Source organism: Plantactinospora sp. CNZ321, assembly GCF_004217235.1.
In genome coordinates, this window is sequence record NZ_SHKQ01000001.1 from 2,333,676 (window position 1) to 2,349,447 (window position 15,772).

10 protein-coding genes and 1 pseudogene are annotated in these 15,772 nt (G+C 74.2%); 8 read left to right on the forward strand and 3 right to left on the reverse strand.

Annotation, left to right across the window (positions count from 1 at the left end; translation table 11 throughout):
• Positions 1-250 precede the first annotated feature (250 nt).
• From EV371_RS33760 to EV371_RS33765, 6 genes are all read left to right on the forward strand, one after another.
• Entirely contained in the window at positions 251-2,302 is a 2,052-nt protein-coding gene (locus EV371_RS33760) for a protein kinase domain-containing protein (protein ID WP_207230454.1), read from the forward strand.
• 157 nt (positions 2,303-2,459) lie between these two features.
• Complete coding sequence (locus tag EV371_RS10400; protein WP_130465807.1) at positions 2,460-3,665, forward strand: substrate-binding domain-containing protein; 1,206 nt, start codon at positions 2,460-2,462, stop codon at positions 3,663-3,665.
• A 3-nt stretch (positions 3,666-3,668) separates the two neighbouring features.
• Positions 3,669-4,412 carry an ATP-binding cassette domain-containing protein gene (locus EV371_RS10405; protein WP_130461859.1) on the forward strand — a complete coding sequence of 248 codons (744 nt, stop codon included), beginning with the start codon at positions 3,669-3,671 and terminating at the stop codon, positions 4,410-4,412.
• The gene (locus tag EV371_RS10410) at positions 4,409-5,176 is read left to right on the forward strand and encodes a branched-chain amino acid ABC transporter ATP-binding protein (RefSeq protein WP_130461860.1); all 768 of its coding nucleotides are present in this window, start codon (positions 4,409-4,411) and stop codon (positions 5,174-5,176) included. The genes EV371_RS10405 and EV371_RS10410 overlap by 4 nt, the downstream gene beginning before the upstream one ends.
• Positions 5,173-6,063: an ABC transporter permease subunit gene (locus tag EV371_RS10415; protein WP_130461861.1), complete on the forward strand. Its 891-nt coding sequence runs from the start codon at positions 5,173-5,175 to the stop codon at positions 6,061-6,063. The genes EV371_RS10410 and EV371_RS10415 overlap by 4 nt, the downstream gene beginning before the upstream one ends.
• Positions 6,060-7,247, forward strand: a complete 1,188-nt coding sequence (locus tag EV371_RS33765; RefSeq protein ID WP_207230455.1) for a branched-chain amino acid ABC transporter permease — start codon at positions 6,060-6,062, stop codon at positions 7,245-7,247. The genes EV371_RS10415 and EV371_RS33765 overlap by 4 nt, the downstream gene beginning before the upstream one ends.
• 195 nt (positions 7,248-7,442) lie before the next feature.
• Here EV371_RS33765 and EV371_RS10420 read toward each other — a convergent pair.
• Positions 7,443-8,729: pseudogene (locus EV371_RS10420) on the reverse strand (DHA2 family efflux MFS transporter permease subunit); the annotation flags it as partial.
• A gap of 122 nt (positions 8,730-8,851) precedes the next feature.
• On the opposite strand from EV371_RS10420, the gene EV371_RS10425 reads away from it, so the two are divergent.
• Positions 8,852-9,445 (forward strand): TetR/AcrR family transcriptional regulator, encoded by a 594-nt coding sequence (locus EV371_RS10425; protein ID WP_130461863.1) that lies wholly within the window; start codon positions 8,852-8,854, stop codon positions 9,443-9,445.
• Between the two features lie 40 nt (positions 9,446-9,485).
• Here the strand turns inward: EV371_RS10425 and EV371_RS10430 are convergent, their stop codons facing one another.
• Positions 9,486-12,233 carry a type 1 periplasmic-binding domain-containing protein gene (locus tag EV371_RS10430; protein ID WP_130461864.1) on the reverse strand — a complete coding sequence of 916 codons (2,748 nt, stop codon included), beginning with the start codon at positions 12,231-12,233 and terminating at the stop codon, positions 9,486-9,488.
• A gap of 129 nt (positions 12,234-12,362) precedes the next feature.
• Between EV371_RS10430 and EV371_RS10435 the strand changes: the two genes are divergently transcribed.
• Positions 12,363-14,651, forward strand: coding sequence for a DEAD/DEAH box helicase (locus tag EV371_RS10435; protein ID WP_130461865.1), 2,289 nt, complete (start codon positions 12,363-12,365; stop codon positions 14,649-14,651).
• Positions 14,652-14,673: 22 nt separating this feature from the next.
• Here EV371_RS10435 and EV371_RS10440 read toward each other — a convergent pair whose 3' ends face one another.
• Complete coding sequence (locus EV371_RS10440) at positions 14,674-15,636, reverse strand: C40 family peptidase (protein ID WP_165436657.1); 963 nt, start codon at positions 15,634-15,636, stop codon at positions 14,674-14,676.
• Positions 15,637-15,772 lie beyond the last annotated feature (136 nt).

Genomic DNA, 15,772 nt, shown 5'->3' on the forward strand with positions numbered 1-15,772 from the left:
GCGCGCCTGAGCCATTCCCGCCTGAGTCGCGCGCGCCTGAGTCATTCCGCTTGAGCCACCCCGCTTGAGCCACCCCGTCTGAGCCACCCCCGCCTTGAGCCGCCGCGCCTCAGGCACCCGTCCGGGCCCTACCCGCCGCGCGTCCCGGAGCGTTCCCGCGGGCGGCCGGAGACCGGACATCCGCCGGCCACCGGGCACGAATCGGCTCCGGCAGGTGTAGTCGGGTGCCGTCCGGGCAAGAGAGATCCTCATGACCGGGTGGGGCAGGTGGAACGGAACACAGCGGCACGGCACGGAGCTGATCGGCGACCGCTACCGGCTGATCGAGGAACTCGGCGAGGGCGGCATGTCGGTGGTCTGGCGTGGCCACGACGAGGTGTTGGGCCGGCCGGTGGCGGTCAAGATGCTCGCCCCGCGGCTGCGCACCGACCGGGTGTTCCGGAACCGGCTCCGGACCGAGGCCCGGGCCGCGGCCCGGCTCTGCCACCCGCACATCACCGCCGTCTACGACTACGGCGAGTCGGTCCGGTACGGCCGGACCGTGCCGTACGTGGTGATGGAGCTGGTCGACGGCGAGTCGCTGGCGGACCGGCTCGACGGCGAGGGGACGCTGCCCTGGTGGGACGGGGTGGTGCTGGGCGCCCAGGTCGCCGCCGCGCTGACCGCCGCGCACGCCCGGGGAGTGGTGCACCGGGACATCACTCCGGGCAACGTCATGCTCACCGAAATGGGTGCGAAGGTCGTCGACTTCGGGATCTCGGCGCTGGTCGGCGAGCGGGAGGGTGACGCCGACAACGGCCTCTACGGCACGCCGGCGTACGTCGCCCCGGAGCGGCTCAACCTCGGCGAGGTCTGTCCGGCCACCGACGTGTACGCCCTCGGCCTGCTGCTCTACCGGGCGTTGACCGGCCGGATGCCGTGGCGGGCGTCGACGCGTACCCAGGCGCTCCGTGCGCACCTGCACGCCGAGCCGGCGCCGATGCCACCGGTACCGGGGCTGCCGGCCGAGGTGGCCGCGGTGATCGCCCGCTGCCTGGCGAAGAAGCCGGAGGAGCGGCCGGAGAGCGCCGAGCTGGCCCGTACCCTGGCCCGGGCGGCCGGGGTGGTGCTACCGGTCGCGGCCGGCTCGGCGCCCGCCGTGCCGCTGCACCGGGCCGACCGGGCCGACCGGGCCGACCGGGCCGACCGGGCCGACCGGGCCGACCGGGCCGACCGGGCCGACCGGGCCGACCGGGCCGACCGGGCCGACCGGGCCGACCGGGCCGACCGGGCCGACCGGGCCGACCTGGACGACCGGGCCGACCTGGACGACCGGGCCGACCGGGCATCGGGGGCGGGGTCACCGAACATCGTCCCGGCAGCCGACCGGGCCGAGCCGGCACCGGCCATACCCCGGCTGGCCGCCCGAGTGCGCTCGGAGACGGCGATGCTGCCCCGGCCGGCGACCGACCCGCTGCCCCCGCCGGCCCGCCCCCGCCGACCGTCGGTGCGGCTCGGCAACCGGGCCCGGGTCGCGGCGGTCGGGGTCGGCCTGCTCGCGCTGGGCGGCGCCGTCTGGGCGGGCAACTCCGGCGGATCGGCGCCGGACGGCGAGGCGACGAACCTGGCGATGGGCGACACCGCCCGGTGCGAGGTCGACTACGTGCTGCGCGCCGACACCGGCCGGTCGTTCGAAGCCGAGATCACGGTCACCAACCTCGGCGCCGTGGCGGTGCGGGACTGGACGCTGCACTTCGCGTTCCCCGGCGAGCAGGTGCTGACCCGGAACCCGTCACCGGCCTCCCGCCAGCAGGGCCGGGACGTGCTGCTCCGGCCGGCCAGCGGCCCGGAGGCTATTCTGCCGGCCGGCGGGGCCGTGCGGTTCGGGCTGGCCGGCAACCATTCCGGCAGCAATCCGCTGCCGGTCGAGTTCCGGCTCGGCGAGACCACCTGTGCGGCCCGGGTCTCCGGTGTGCCGGGCGAGACCGGTGGCACCGCGGCCGGTGACGCGGTCGGGGCGGTGCCACCGGCGCCCGCGCCAGACCGGTCCGCGGGTCGGCCCGACCCCGCTGCCGGCGCGAAGGGCGGCGGCCCGACGGGTGCGGAGCCGAAGGGCGGCGGTCCGAAGGACGCCGGTTCGAAGGGCAAGCGCCCGGGCAAGCAGTCGAAGGGCAAGGGCCCGAAGCCCGACCGCTACTCCTCCGGCGGCTCCGCCACGGGTTCCGGCGATTCTGCCCCGGGTTCCGGCGGCTCCGTCCCGGGTTCTGACGGCTCCGTCCCTGGTTCCGGCGGCGACCCGGGCGCGGGCCCCGGCGGGGCCTGAGCCCGTCCGCACCCGGGTTCGGTTCGCCGGCTGCCTGGCTGCGCCGGCCATCCCCTGGCCGCCACTTGTGGGTTTCCGCCACATAGCACGTGCGTGACGTCACTTCTACCGTGGGCCGACAATGCTTCTCCCACCTTCACCCTCACGTGGAGCGATGATGACGGTCCGGACGACGCGGCGGGTAGCGGTCACCGCTGCCACGCTGCTGGCAGGGGTGCTCGCCGCGACGGCCTGTGGCAGCCCACAGGAGACCGCGAACGGCGGCGGCGACAGCGCCGCCCCGGTCAAGGTCGGCCTGGTCTACTCCCAGTCGGGGGCGCTGGCCAGCTACGGCAAGCAGTACATCGAGGGGTTCCGGGCCGGGCTGGCGTACGCCACGGACGGCACCAACAAGATCGGTGACCGTACGGTCGAGGTGACCGAGGTCGACGACGCGGGTGACCCGGCGAAGGCGGTCTCGGCGGGGAAGGACCTGATCGGCAAGGGCTACAGGATCCTCGCCGGCTCGACCGCCTCCGGCGTCGCCCTCCAGGTCGCGCCGATCGCCGCGCAGAACAGGGTGCTCTTCATCTCCGGTCCGGCCGCCACCGACGGCGCCACCGGGGTCAACAAATACACCTTCCGCTCCGGGCGGCAGTCGTACCAGGACGTGCTGACCGCGAAGTCGTTCATCGGCGACGCGACCGGCAAGAAGGTGGTGGTCTTCGCCCAGGACAGCGCGTTCGGCAAGAGCAACGAGGCGGCCGTCAAGGCGGTCATCGGCGGTGCCGGCGCCACCGTGAGCAGCGTGCTCGCCCCGGCCAGCGCCACCGACTTCACCCCGTTCGCCAGCCAGTTGACGGCGGCCAAGCCGGACCTGCTCTTCGTGGCCTGGGCCGGCACCACCGCCCCGGCGATGTGGCAGACCCTGGACCAGCAGGGCGTACTCGGCTCCACCACCGTGGTGACCGGGCTCGACATCCGAGCGTCCTGGCCCACCTTCGGGACGGCCGGCACCAAGATCTCCTTCCTGTCGCACTTCTTCGACGGCGCCGCCGACAACCCGGCCGCGCAGGCGGCCAAGGCCGCCGTACCCGGCGGGGTGCTGGACCTCTTCCACCCGGACGGCTTCGCCGCGGCGCAGATGATCGTGCGGGCGGTCCAGGAGGGCGGCGACGACGTCGACAAGATGGTCACCGCGCTGGAGGGCTGGAGCTTCGACGGGGTCAAGGGCAAGATGACGGTCCGGGCCGGGGACCACGCGCTGCTCCAGCCGATGTTCCAGGCCAGGCTGAGCGGCACCGGAGACGCGATGACGGCGGAGTCGCAGAAGGTGCTCACCCCGGACGAGACGGCGCCGCCGGCCGTGACGATGAAGGGCTGAGGTGTGCTCGCCACCCGCGACCTGAGCTGGCGGATCGGCGAGGTCGCCATCGTGGACGGCGTCGACCTGGAACTGGCCCCCGGGGAGTTCCTCGGGCTGATCGGCCCCAACGGCGCCGGCAAGACCTCGCTGTTCAACCTGGTCTCCGGGCTGCGCCGGCCGACCGGCGGCCAGGTGCTGCTGGACGGCACCGACGTCGGCGCACTGCCGCCGTACCGGCGGGCCCGGCTCGGGCTGGGGCGGACGTTCCAGGCGTCCTCGGTCTTCGGCTCGCTGAGCGTGCGGGAGAACGTCCGGCTGGCCGTGCAGGCGCACCGGGGCGGCTCGATGCGACTGTGGCGGCGGGCGGCGGCCGATCGGGAGGTGGTCGCCGCCGCCGACGCGGCACTGGACCGGGTCGGCCTGGCACACCGGGCCGACGCGCTGGCCGGCACGCTCGCGCACGGCGAGAAGCGGAAACTGGAGATCGCACTGCTGCTGGCCGGCGAGCCGAGGGTGATGCTGCTCGACGAGCCGATGGCCGGGGTGAGCGCCGAGGACGTACCTGAGCTGGTCGCGGTGATCCGGTCGTTGACCGGCGACAGTGGTCGGGCCGTACTCATGGTGGAACACCACATGGACGTCATCCTCGGGCTCGCCGACCGGATCGCCGTGATGCACCACGGCGCGCTGCTCGCCTGCGACGCTCCGGCGACCGTGATGGCCAACCCGGTAGTGCAGGAGGCGTACCTGGGTGAGGCGCTGTGAGTGAAAATCCCGTCCTCACCGTCGCCGACCTGTCGGTACGGATCGCCGGGCTGCACATCCTGCAGGGCGTCTCGTTCACCGTCGCCCCGCGCGGGGTGACGGTGCTGCTCGGCCGCAACGGGGTCGGCAAGACCACCACACTGCGGGCGATCCTCGGGCTCACCCCGCGCGGCGGCGAGGTACGCGGCACCGTGCGCATCGGTGACCGATCGCTGGCCGGCGAGCCGACCCACCGGCTGGTCCGGGACGGCCTCGGCTACGTCCCCGAGGACCGGTGCGTCTTCGCCGGCCTCACCGTCACCGAGAACCTGCGGCTCGCCGAGCGGCGCGGCGGCGGCACCCCGGCGTACGACCGGGTGTTCGCGCTCTTCCCGGAGCTGAAGCGGCGCGGCCGGCAGCGGGCCGGCTCGCTCTCCGGCGGCCAGCAGCAGATGCTGGCGATCGGCCGGGTGCTGCTGAACGACAACCGGCTGCTGCTGGTCGACGAGCCGACCAAGGGGCTGGCGCCGAAGGTGGTCACCGAGGTGGCCGAGGTGCTGGAGCGGGTCGCGGTCGCCGTGCCGGTGCTGCTGGTCGAGCAGAACCTCGCGGTGGTACGCCGGCTGGCCAGCGACGCGGTGGTGCTCGCCGCCGGCCGGGTCGCCTGGTCCGGTGCCGCCGACGAACTACTGCGGGAGGCGGAGTTGACCAGATCCCTGCTCGGGGTCGGCGTGGCCGGCGAGCCGGCCGGGGTCGAGGTCGCCGGGGAGGTGCCGGCGGGATGAGCACCATCGTGCTGCTGACGCTGACCGGGCTCGGCCTGGCCGCGCTCTACTTCCTGGTCGCCTCCGGACTCTCCCTGGTCTTCGGGCTGGCCGACGTGCTCAACTTCGCGCACGGGCTCTTCCTCTCCGTCGGGGCGTACGCCACCTGGTGGGCGGCGGGGAGCCTGCCCGGCGCCGGCCCGTCCGGGTTCGGGTTCGTCCTCGCGGTCGCGTTCGGGGTCGTCGCCGGTGCGGTGGTGGGGATCGCCGTCGAACTGGTGATGATCCGTCCGCTCTACTCCCGCACCATCGAACAGGTGCTGGTCACCGTCGGGCTCTCGCTGGCCGGGGTGGCGCTGCTCCAGGCCACCTGGGGCGCGGACCCACGCCCGTTCCCGCGCCCGGACTGGACCCAGCGGGTCACCTCGGTCCTCGGCGCCAAGGTGCCGAACTCCGGCATCCTGCTGATCCTCGCCGCCGCGCTGGTGCTGGCCGCGCTGCTCGGATTCCTCCGCTACACCAGGTACGGGCTGGTGATCCGGGCCGGGGTGGAGAACCGGGAGATGGTCACCGCGCTCGGCATCGACGTCCGGAAGGCGTTCACCCTGGTATTCGCGATCGGTGGCGCCGCCGCCGCGCTGGCCGGGGCGCTCGGCGGTGTCTACTTCGGCTCGGTCTCGCCGAGCCAGGGCGGCGCACTGCTGATCTTCGCCTTCATCGTGGTGGTGATCGGCGGGATGGGCTCGGTCGTCGGGTCCGCGTACGCCGCCGTCGCGGTGGGCCTGCTCCAGCAGTTCGTCAACTACTACGGCACCTCCGGGGCCGGGGACATCTGCGTGGTCGCGCTGCTGGCGATCGTGCTGCTGCTCCGTCCGCAGGGCATCGCCGGAAGGGCGGCGACCACATGACCGGGCGGTCCGAGCAGGCCGGCGTGACCGGGTGTTCCGAGCAGGCCGGCGTGACCCGGTTGAAGACGGCGGCGGACAGCCCGCCGGAGGCACCGCCGACCGCCGGATCGGCGGTAGGTCCGGCGGCACCCCGCTGGCGATCGGCCCTGCGGACCTGGTCACCGCTGCTGGTGCTGCTGGTCTTCGCGGTGCTGCCGTACTCGACGCTCTCCGTGCCGGGGGTCTTCGACGGGCCGCTGAACGGACCGGGGACCCTGCAACTGCTCGCCATCTGCCTGGTCTTCGGCGGTCTGGCCGCCGGCTACGACCTGCTCTTCGGCCGGACCGGCATGCTCTCCTTCGGGCACGCGCTCTATTTCGCGGCCGGGGTCTACGGCACCGACATCCTGGTCACCAGGGCCGGGCTGCCGCTGTGGCAGGCGGCGCTGTTGACCCTGGTCGGCGGCACCACCCTGGCCGCGCTGCTCGGTGCGATCGCGCTGCGTACCGCCGGGATCGCGTTCGCCATGGTGACGCTGGCGTTCGCGCAGGTCGGCGCGATCCTGGTGGCCCGGGACTTCGGCGGGCTCACCGGCGGCGAGGAGGGACTGTCGCTGGACGTGTCGGGGCTGCCGGCGATGCTGGTCGGGGTCGGCAACACCGTCAACCTGTACTGGCTGGCGCTGGCGTACCTGGCCGTGGTCGTCTTCGTGGTGCACCGGGTGGCCGGTTCGCCGACCGGCCGGGTACTCGCCGGGCTGCGTGACGACGAGCGGCGGGTCGGGGTCCTCGGGCTCGACCCGTACCGGTTCAAGCTGCTCGCCTTCACCCTGGCCGGTGGGCTCGCCACCGCCGGTGGGGCGATCTACTGCCTACTGGTCGGTGGCGCCTCGCCGCACGTGACCTCCTCCGAGCTGACGCTGTCGCTGCTGGTCATGGTGGTGCTGGGTGGTCCGGGGACCCGCTGGGGCCCGGTGCTCGGCGGCGTGCTCTACATGTACCTGGACCACCGGCTGACCGCGTTCGGCACCTCGTCGGCAGTGGACTCGCTGCCCGGGGTGCTGAGCGCGCCGCTGTCCCAGCCGCTCTTCGTGCTCGGCACGGTCTTCATCCTGGCGGTCTACTTCTTCCCCGGCGGCCTCGCCAGCCTCTCCACCCGGCTCGCCCCCTTCCGCACCCTCCTCCCTACCCGCCGCGACGGTTAGCCCGAGTGGACCGTGTTCTCCTGCTGCCCGCCCGGGGGCAGCAGGAGAACACGAACCGGTCGGCCTGGGGTGGGGGAGGCGGAGGGCGATGAGGGCGCCGGTGGCGACCACGGCCGCGCCGACCAGGACGGCCGGGCCGAGACCGTCCACGAAGGACGTACGGCTGGTGTAGTCGCCGTTGGCGGCGAAGACCGAGGCCAGCGCGGCCACCCCGACGGCCACGCCGAGTTCCCGGATGGTGTTGTTGGTGCCGGAGGCGACGCCACGGGACTCCGCGGGCACGCTGGCCATGGTGACGGTGGTGACCGGCGCGAAGGTCAGGCCCATGCCGACCCCGGCCAGCGTCAGTGGGGCGGCCAGCACCCCGTAGCCGACGTCGGCGGTGCTGACCAGGGCGAGCCAGCCGAGCGCGACGGCCAGCAGCGTCTGCCCGGTGACGATCAGGGTGCGCGCGCCTACCCGGCCGACCAGCAGCCCGGCCAGCGGGGCGACCACCATCGGCGCCATGGTCCACGGCATCGTCCGGATGCCGGCGTCGAGCGGACTGTGCCCCTGCGCCACCTGGAAGAACTGGGCGAGCAGGAAGACGGAGCCGAAGACGCCGACCGAGAAGGTGAACGCCACCACGTTCACCACGCTGAAGCTCCGGGACCGGAAGAGGCGCAGCGGAAGCATCGGTTCCGGGGTCCGGGTCTCCCAGCCGAGGAAGGCGCCGACCAGTACGCCGCCGCCGATCAGGGCGGCCAGCACCCGGCCGGAGGTCCAGCCGTGCTCCTGCCCGTGCACGACCCCCCACACCAGGGCGAGTACGCCGGCCGTGGAGAGGACCAGTCCGACCGGGTCCAGCCGGGACGCCGGACCGTGTGACTCCCGCAGCACGGTCGCGGCGAGCAGCAGGGCGAGCAGCCCGATCGGCACGTTCAGCCAGAAGATCCAGGTCCAGTCGAGGCCCTCGACCACCGCGCCGCCGACCAGCGGGCCGACCGCGACGCCGAGGCCGCTGATCCCGCCCCAGATCCCGATGGCGGCGTCCCGGAGCCGCTCGGGGACGGCGGCGGCGAGCAGGGTGAGCGACAGCGGCATCACGGCCGCGCCGGCCGTGCCCTGGACCGCCCGGGCGGCGGTGAGCATCCAGGGTTCGGTGGCGAGGGCGCAGGCGGCCGAGGCGACGGTGAACAGCGCGATGCCGGCGAGGAAGAGTCGCCGCCGGCCGACCCGGTCGCCGAGCGCGGCGGCGGTGAGCAGCAGCGCGGCGAAGGGCAGCGTGTAGGCGTTGACGAACCATTGCAGGTCGGTCAGGGAGGCGCCGAGTTCGGTCCGGATCACCGGGAGCGCCGTGGTCACCACCAGGTTGTCGAGGGTGACCATGAACATCGGTACGCCGACCGCCGCGAGTACGGCGCCGAGCGGGCGGGCCGCGGGTCCGCCGCGGCGTCCCGGGGCCGGTGGCGCGGCACCGTCGAGGACGGGTGCGCTGGTCATGATCGCTCCTTAGTTGTTATTCACTAATAACTAGGTTTCCCCAAAGTAGCTATCCGCTGATAACATGTCAACATCCGACGTCGAGGAGCGTCCGACCCAGCGGACGGCAGTTAGGGGCGAGAATGGCCAGGACCCGGCTGACCGCTGCCGAACGCGGCGAGCAACTCGCCGCCGCGGCCGTGCAGGCGTTCGCCGTCTCCGGTTACGCCGGCACCTCCACCGACGACGTGGCCCGGCTGGCCGGTGTCTCCCAGCCGTACGTCATTCGGCTCTTCGGCTCCAAGCAACGGCTCTTCATCGCCGCGGTCGAGCACGCCGCCGCCCGGATCGAGCAGGTGTTCCGGGGCGCCGCCGAGCGCTCGCCCGACCTGGAGAGCCTCGGCGAGGCGTACGACGAACTGCTGGCCGAACGGGACCTGCTCGCCGTACTCCTGCACGGCTTCGCGGCCAGCGCCGACCCGGCGATCGGCAGTGCCGTGCGCGACTGCTTCGGCCGGATCTACCGGCTCGTCCGGGAGCTCACCGGGGCGGACACCGTCGAGACCCGGGACTTCCTGGGCATCGGGATGCTGCTCACCGTGCTGGCCGCGATGCAGGTGGTCGGGCCCGGCGCGGTGCCACCCGAACCGTGGATGTCGGAGATCGCCGAGTCGTTCCAGGACGCCTGTGCGGAGCCGGAAACCGGCGGACAGCGCGGCGCCGCCAACCGGTCGTGACCGCCGAGCGGACGGGACGAGCACCTCGGGCGACCGGGGATCACGCCGGTCGGGTCGGGGCGGACGGTGCGGGCCGGCAGCCCTGGTCGGCGGGGTCGTCGGCCGAGCCGCAGCGGAACACCTCGACGGGTTCGGTGTCGACGTCGGTCACCCGGTCCACCCGGACCAGGGAGATCCGCTTCGCCACCGGTTCGCCCGAGTCGGCCGGGAACCTGATCAGGCCGCTCACCCCCGGGTAGCCGTTCTCGGCGTTTTGCCGCAGCACCTCGGTGTGCACCCCGGCCGGGTTGACGGCCCGCGGATTCCACTCCTCGCGCGGGCTGCCGTGCCGCAACCGGGCGGCGAGGCTCTCCACCGCCCGGACCACCATGGTCGCGGCGTCGTAGGCGAGGCTGACCCGTTCACCGACCGGGGCGCTCGGGCCGTCCTCCCGGCAGCGGGGCTGGTCGAGCAGGTCGTCGGCCTGGATCCAGGCGAGGAAACTGCCGCGTACGTCGTCGCGCCGGTCCCGGGCGGTACGCAGCGCGGCGCAGGTGGCCAGGGCCGCCTTCGAGACGTACGTGACCGGAAGGTTGCCCGGCGCGCTGGCCCGCAACCCTGGATTGGCCATGTACCGGTTGACCGAGTCGTCGCCGACCAGGTGCCGGGGCGGGTTCGGGCCGCACTCCTTCAGCGCCCGGAGGAAGCCGTCGAACTCCGACCACCGGCCGGCGAAGACGAGTACGCCGGAATAACCGCACTCCTGGGTCATCCGCTGGCCGGTACGCCACTCCTCGACCCGGTCCAGCCGGTCGCCGAACCGCTGGCGCAGGTCGTCGACCAGGGTGGCGACGTACAGGTCCTCGGTCAGGGAACTGTACTCCCCGGTGGTGTAGTAGACGTGCGCGCCGTCGACCCGGAGCACCTGGCGGGCGTACTCGTCGATCAGCGCGGCCTGGTCCCGGTTCGGCGCGGAGATCTGCAGGTAGAGCTTGGAGTTCTGGTACATCCCGTCCGCGGAGAGGGTCGGGGCCAGCGCCGGCAGGCCGATCCGGTTGAGTTCCCGCAAGGCCGCCGCGGTGCTGGTCCGGCTCTCCACCAGCCCGACCACGCCGAGTACCGTCGGGTCCTCCCGGATCAGCCCTTCGAGCATCGCCACCGCCCGGCCGGCATGCCGCATCTGCGCTCCGGCGTTCGCCACCACCACCCGGAGCAGCGCCGCGCCGTCGGCACCGGCCGACTCGCGCAGCAGCGCGTACTGGGCGGTCGCCATGCCCTCCAGTTCCTCCCGCTCGGAGACGTACGACTCCTCGTCGGCCCGGGTCCGGTTCCCGGTCAGGGTGCCGAGGTAGATCAGGGTGACCAGCGGGCGCCGTCGCGCGCTGCGCTGCCAGACCTGCTCGGCGGCGGCGTTCTGCGCGAAGATCCGGCGCTGCACGGCCCGGAGCCGGTCCTGCCCGGGGTCGCGATTGAAGACGTGCCCGGCCGTGTCGCTGTAGCCGACGCACTCGCCGCCGACCAGCTCCACCGAGACCGACCCGTCGAACGGCCGAGGGTGGCAGTCCAGGCTCCAGCGGGAGTTCACCCACACCCCGGCGACGGCGACCAGCAGCAGGACGAGTGCGGTCGGCAGGAACCGGCGACTCCACCACGGCGGGCCCGGTGGGGCGAAGTTGAGCAGTCCGCCCCTCGGCTCCGAGCCCGCGCTCGGGTCGCCGAGCAGCAGGACGATGAGCCAGGCCGCCGGGCGGCGCAGCCGCCGGGTCTCCGGCAGCACGTCCACCCATTCGTCGTACGCCTCCTCGGCGTCGACCAGGGCGTACGGCTCGGGCAGCTCCGGCGGTGGCTCGGCGCCGGCCGCCACCACCAGCAGCGGGTCGTTGCGGCCGGTTTCGTTGCGGACGTCGTTGATCAGCCGGATCAGGGTGTGCCCCGGATCGCCGACGGCCACGTCGGGCAGCAGCAGCACCGGGTACGCCGTCCGTCGCCAGCTCGACGGCCGCCAGAGCCGCCGCCGGTACGCCTGCCGGAGGTCCTCCAGGAACGCGTGCACGAGCAGCTTGTCCACCTGCTCCGGCTGTTCCCCGTCCCGCCACCCGGCGGTGAGTCGTTCGGCGAACCCGAGGAACGTCACCGACTGCCGTGGCGCCAGGTACTGCTGCCGCATGAACCACCGGTAGTGCGGCCCCAGTAGCGGCACCCGGCCGGAGACCGCCACCCGGAACACGGCGCTCGGGATCGCCCGCCGGACCAGCCAGAACGCGAGCTGGTACGCGGTGTGGAAGAGGTCCCCGTCGCCGTCGCCGCCGCCGGCCGGGTCACTGCCCGGCCGGCTGCCGCGCCGGTCCCGGAGCTGCCGGGCCAGGGCCGGCCGGCGGTCCTCGCCCGCCTCGGCGGCAGACTCCGGTACGGGCTGGTGCAGCAGCCAGTCGGCCAGCGGGTAGTGCCGGAAACGCAGCCGCTCGCCGCCGAACGCCTCCAGCGCGAGCTGCCGGTGCGCCTCCCGCAGCGCGCCGGTGATGTCGGTGGCGGTCGGTTCGCCACCGGGTTCGGGCCGGTCGCCCCGGCCGGTCAGGTCGAGGGTGGCGTGCGGGATCCGCCGCCGCTGACCCCGGCCGAGCACCCGGCGCAGCAGGGCGATCAGGTCCGGCGAGGCCGGCGAGCGGACCAGCCAGATCAGCGGCAACCGCCGGTCTCCCCGGCGTGGCCGGCGCAGCAGCCGGGCCAGCAGGGCGAGGAACTCCGAACCGCCGGACGGCAACCGTTCCCGTTCCGTGGTCGGCTGCCCCTGGGTCGCCACTGGACGCATGTCCGCCTCCGGCCGTTGCTCGGTGTGTTGCACAGATCACCACAGTGTCGCTGGTTCGGACAAGGCCGGACGGGGCCCCGTTCGGTGCCGGCGCGGCCGGTCCGGGCCGGACCCTGGTAGAAAGGCCGGATGGACGGGAACCGGACGCCGGACGAGCCCGGGCCGGGCGGCGCGGAGCACGCGGCGGTGCGCGACCGGGCCGGACCCGGCGGCGCCGAGCAGGCGGCGGTACGCGACCGGGCCGAGGCCGTACTGCGCCGGTTGGCCGGCGAGCACGCCCGGCTCCGGGACGACCAGTGGCGGGCCATCGAGGCGCTGGTGGTGCGGCGCCGCCGGGTGCTCTGCGTGCAGCGGACCGGCTGGGGAAAGTCGGCCGTCTACTTCGTCGCGACCGCGTTGCTGCGGCAGCGGTCCGGCAGGGCAGGGGCCGGGGCCGGGGGTACCGGGCCGACGGTGATCGTCTCGCCGCTGCTGGCACTGATGCGCAACCAGGTGGAGGCGGCCGCCCGGGCGGGAATCCGGGCCCGCACCATCAACTCGGCCAACCTCGACGAGTGGGCCGAGATCGTCGCCGAGATCGAGGCCGGAGCGGTCGACGTCCTGCTGATCAGCCCGGAACGGCTGAACAACCCCGACTTCCGGGACGGCGTACTGCCCCGGCTCGCCGCCACCACCGGACTGCTGGTGGTGGACGAGGCGCACTGCGTCTCCGACTGGGGGCACGACTTCCGCCCCGACTACCGGCGGCTGCGTACCTTCCTTGCCGGGCTGCCGGCCGGCACACCGGTACTGGCCACCACCGCCACCGCGAACAGCCGGGTCACCGACGACGTGGCCGAGCAGCTCGGCGACGCACTGGTGCTGCGCGGGCCGCTGGACCGCGAGTCGCTGCGGCTGGCCGTACTCGACCTGCCGAGCCCGGCGCACCGGCTCGGCTGGCTGGCCGACCAGCTCGACCGGCTGCCCGGCTCGGGGATCATCTACACCCTGACCGTGGCGGCGGCGGGCGAGACCGCCGAGTTCCTGCGCGGCCGGGGGTACCCGGTCGCGTCGTACACCGGGCAGGCCGACGACGCCGACCGCCGCGCCGCCGAGCAGGACCTGCTGGACAACAAGCTGAAGGCCCTGGTTGCCACCTCGGCGCTCGGCATGGGCTTCGACAAGCCGGACCTGGGATTCGTGGTGCACCTGGGCGCACCGCCGTCGCCGATCGCCTACTACCAGCAGGTCGGCCGGGCCGGTCGGGCGGTCGGCACGGCCGAGGTGCTGCTGCTGCCCGGCGCCGAGGACCAGGCCATCTGGCGGTACTTCGCCTCGCTGGCCTTCCCACCCGAGGAGCAGGTCCGGGCGGTCCTCGCCGCGCTGCGTCCGGACCGTCCGCTCTCCACGCCGGCGCTGGAGCCGATCGTCGACCTGCGCCGGACCCGGCTGGAGCTGATGCTCAAGGTGCTCGACGTCGACGGCGCGGTACGCCGGGTCCGGGGCGGCTGGCTCGCCACCGGTGAGCCGTGGCACTACGACGCGGTCCGGCTGCGCCGGGTGGCGCAGGCCCGTGCCGCCGAGCAGCAGGCCATGCGGGAGTACGCCTCGACCGGCGGCTGCCGGATGGAGTTCCTCCGCCGCTGCCTGGACGATCCGGCGGCCACCGCCTGCGGGCGCTGCGACCGGTGCACCGGGGCTCGGTTCGACATCGACGTGTCGGCGCCGGCGCTCGCCGCCGCGCAGGCGTTCCTCGGCCGCCCCGGGGTGGAGATCCCGCCGAAGAAGCTCTGGCCGACCGGGCTGGAGACGGTCGGGGTGCCGTTGCGTGGCAGGATCGGTCCGGCCGAGCAGGCGTATCCGGGGCGGGCCGTCGGGCGCCTCTCCGACCTCGGCTGGGGTGCCCGGCTGCGTGCGTTGACCGGGCCGGAGGCGCCGGACGGGCAGGTGCCGGAGGACGTGGCGGCGGCCGTCGTCGAGGTGCTGAAGGCGTGGGCGCACGGCGACGATCCGTGGCCGGCCAGGCCGGTCGCGGTACTCGCCGTCGGGTCGCGTCGGCGGCCCCGGCTGGTGCACGGGCTGGCCGACCGGATCGCCCGGGTCGGCCGGCTGCCGCTGCTCGGCGAGGTGCCGGCCGGCAACGGTCCGGTTGGCGCCGGACCGCACGACGGGGACGGTCCGGCCGGCGCCGGGGCGGGCGGCAGCGACAGACCGGCCGGCGGCGGACCGCGGGGCAACAGCGCCCAGCGGGTACGCGCGCTGCACGGCGCCTTCGAGCTGCCCGCGCCGCTGGTCGGGGAGTTGGCCGGGCTGACCGGTCCGGTCCTGCTGGTCGATGACCTCGTCGAGTCGGGCTGGACCATGACGGTCGTGTCCCGCCTGCTGCGCCGGGCAGGTGCGCCGGGGGTGCTCCCGTTCGCGCTCGCCGTCGCCGGCTGAGTCGTCCGACCGCGGGCGAGGCTCAGCCGGGTCGGCCGTACCCGGCGATCGGCTGGTAGTCGACCCGGTCGATCCGGATCCGGGTGCCGGTACGCGGCGCGTGGATGATCTTCCCGTCGCCGACGTAGATGGCGACGTGGTGCAGGTCGCGGTAGTAGAAGACCAGGTCACCGGCTTGCCGGGCGGCCCGGCTGATCCGGGTCACCGCCCGGTACTGCCGCGCCGCGTTGTGCGGCAGCCGTACGCCGGCAGCCGCCCAGGCGGCCGAGGTGAGTCCGGAGCAGTCGTACGCGTCCGGACCGTCCCCGGCCCACCGGTACGGCTTGCCGAGCTGGGCGTACGCGAACCGGACGGCCCGACCGGCGGCCCCGGGAACCGCCTCGGGCAGCCGGGGCACCGCCTCGGCGGCCGGCTCGTCGGGTTCGGGCAGTCGGGCGAGGCGGGCCAGCTCGGTCTCGATCGCCAGCTTCCGCGCGGCGAGCTGCCGTTCCTGGCTCCGCTGCCGGGCGACGAGCGCATCGACGGTGCGCCGGGCCTGGGCCAGCCGGTCGAGCGCCTCGGTCAGCGCGGCGATCGTCCGGTGCCGCTCCCGGCTCAGCCGTTCGAGCAGGATCAGCGGGCCCGCCAGGTTCTCCGGGGTGGCGGCGCCGAGCAGGGTGCCCAGCACCCCGAGCGCGCGGGTGTCGCCGGTGCGGTACGCCCGGGCGGCGATCAAACTGACCTCGGTACGGTGCGCCTCGATCGCGCGCTCCAGCGGCCCCATCTCGGCGTGGATCGCCGCGCTGCTGGCCCGGGTCTCCCGCAGCGCCTCCCGCAGGTCGTTGTACTGCTCGACGACGATTTCCAACTGCTCCGCCGCCTGGGCGATCCGCTCGGCCGGGTCGGAGACCGGTGCGGCCCGGCCCGGTACGGGGGCCAGCGACAACGCCACGGTCATCCCGGCGGCGAGGGCTGCGGCGCGACGTGGCAATGCGGTGGTCGGCACGACCTGTCCAACGATCGATGGCCGGCGGAGGCCACGCATCGAGGCTGCTCAGGTTCGTACCGTGACGTTCGTCGCCCTCCGGAGGGCGACGGTGACCGCCGGGTGGCACCGCCGGACCGGGACGGTAGCCTGCGGG

Coding starts and splice junctions, on each gene's coding strand:
- EV371_RS33760 (WP_207230454.1), top strand. CDS start 251: ATGACCGGGTGGGGCAGGTGGAACGGAACACAGCGGCACGGCACGGAG.
- EV371_RS10435 (WP_130461865.1), top strand. CDS start 12,363: ATGGACGGGAACCGGACGCCGGACGAGCCCGGGCCGGGCGGCGCGGAG.
- EV371_RS33765 (WP_207230455.1), top strand. CDS start 6,060: ATGACCGGGCGGTCCGAGCAGGCCGGCGTGACCGGGTGTTCCGAGCAG.
- EV371_RS10400 (WP_130465807.1), top strand. CDS start 2,460: ATGACGGTCCGGACGACGCGGCGGGTAGCGGTCACCGCTGCCACGCTG.
- EV371_RS10430 (WP_130461864.1), bottom strand. CDS start 12,233: ATGCGTCCAGTGGCGACCCAGGGGCAGCCGACCACGGAACGGGAACGG.
- EV371_RS10415 (WP_130461861.1), top strand. CDS start 5,173: ATGAGCACCATCGTGCTGCTGACGCTGACCGGGCTCGGCCTGGCCGCG.
- EV371_RS10425 (WP_130461863.1), top strand. CDS start 8,852: ATGGCCAGGACCCGGCTGACCGCTGCCGAACGCGGCGAGCAACTCGCC.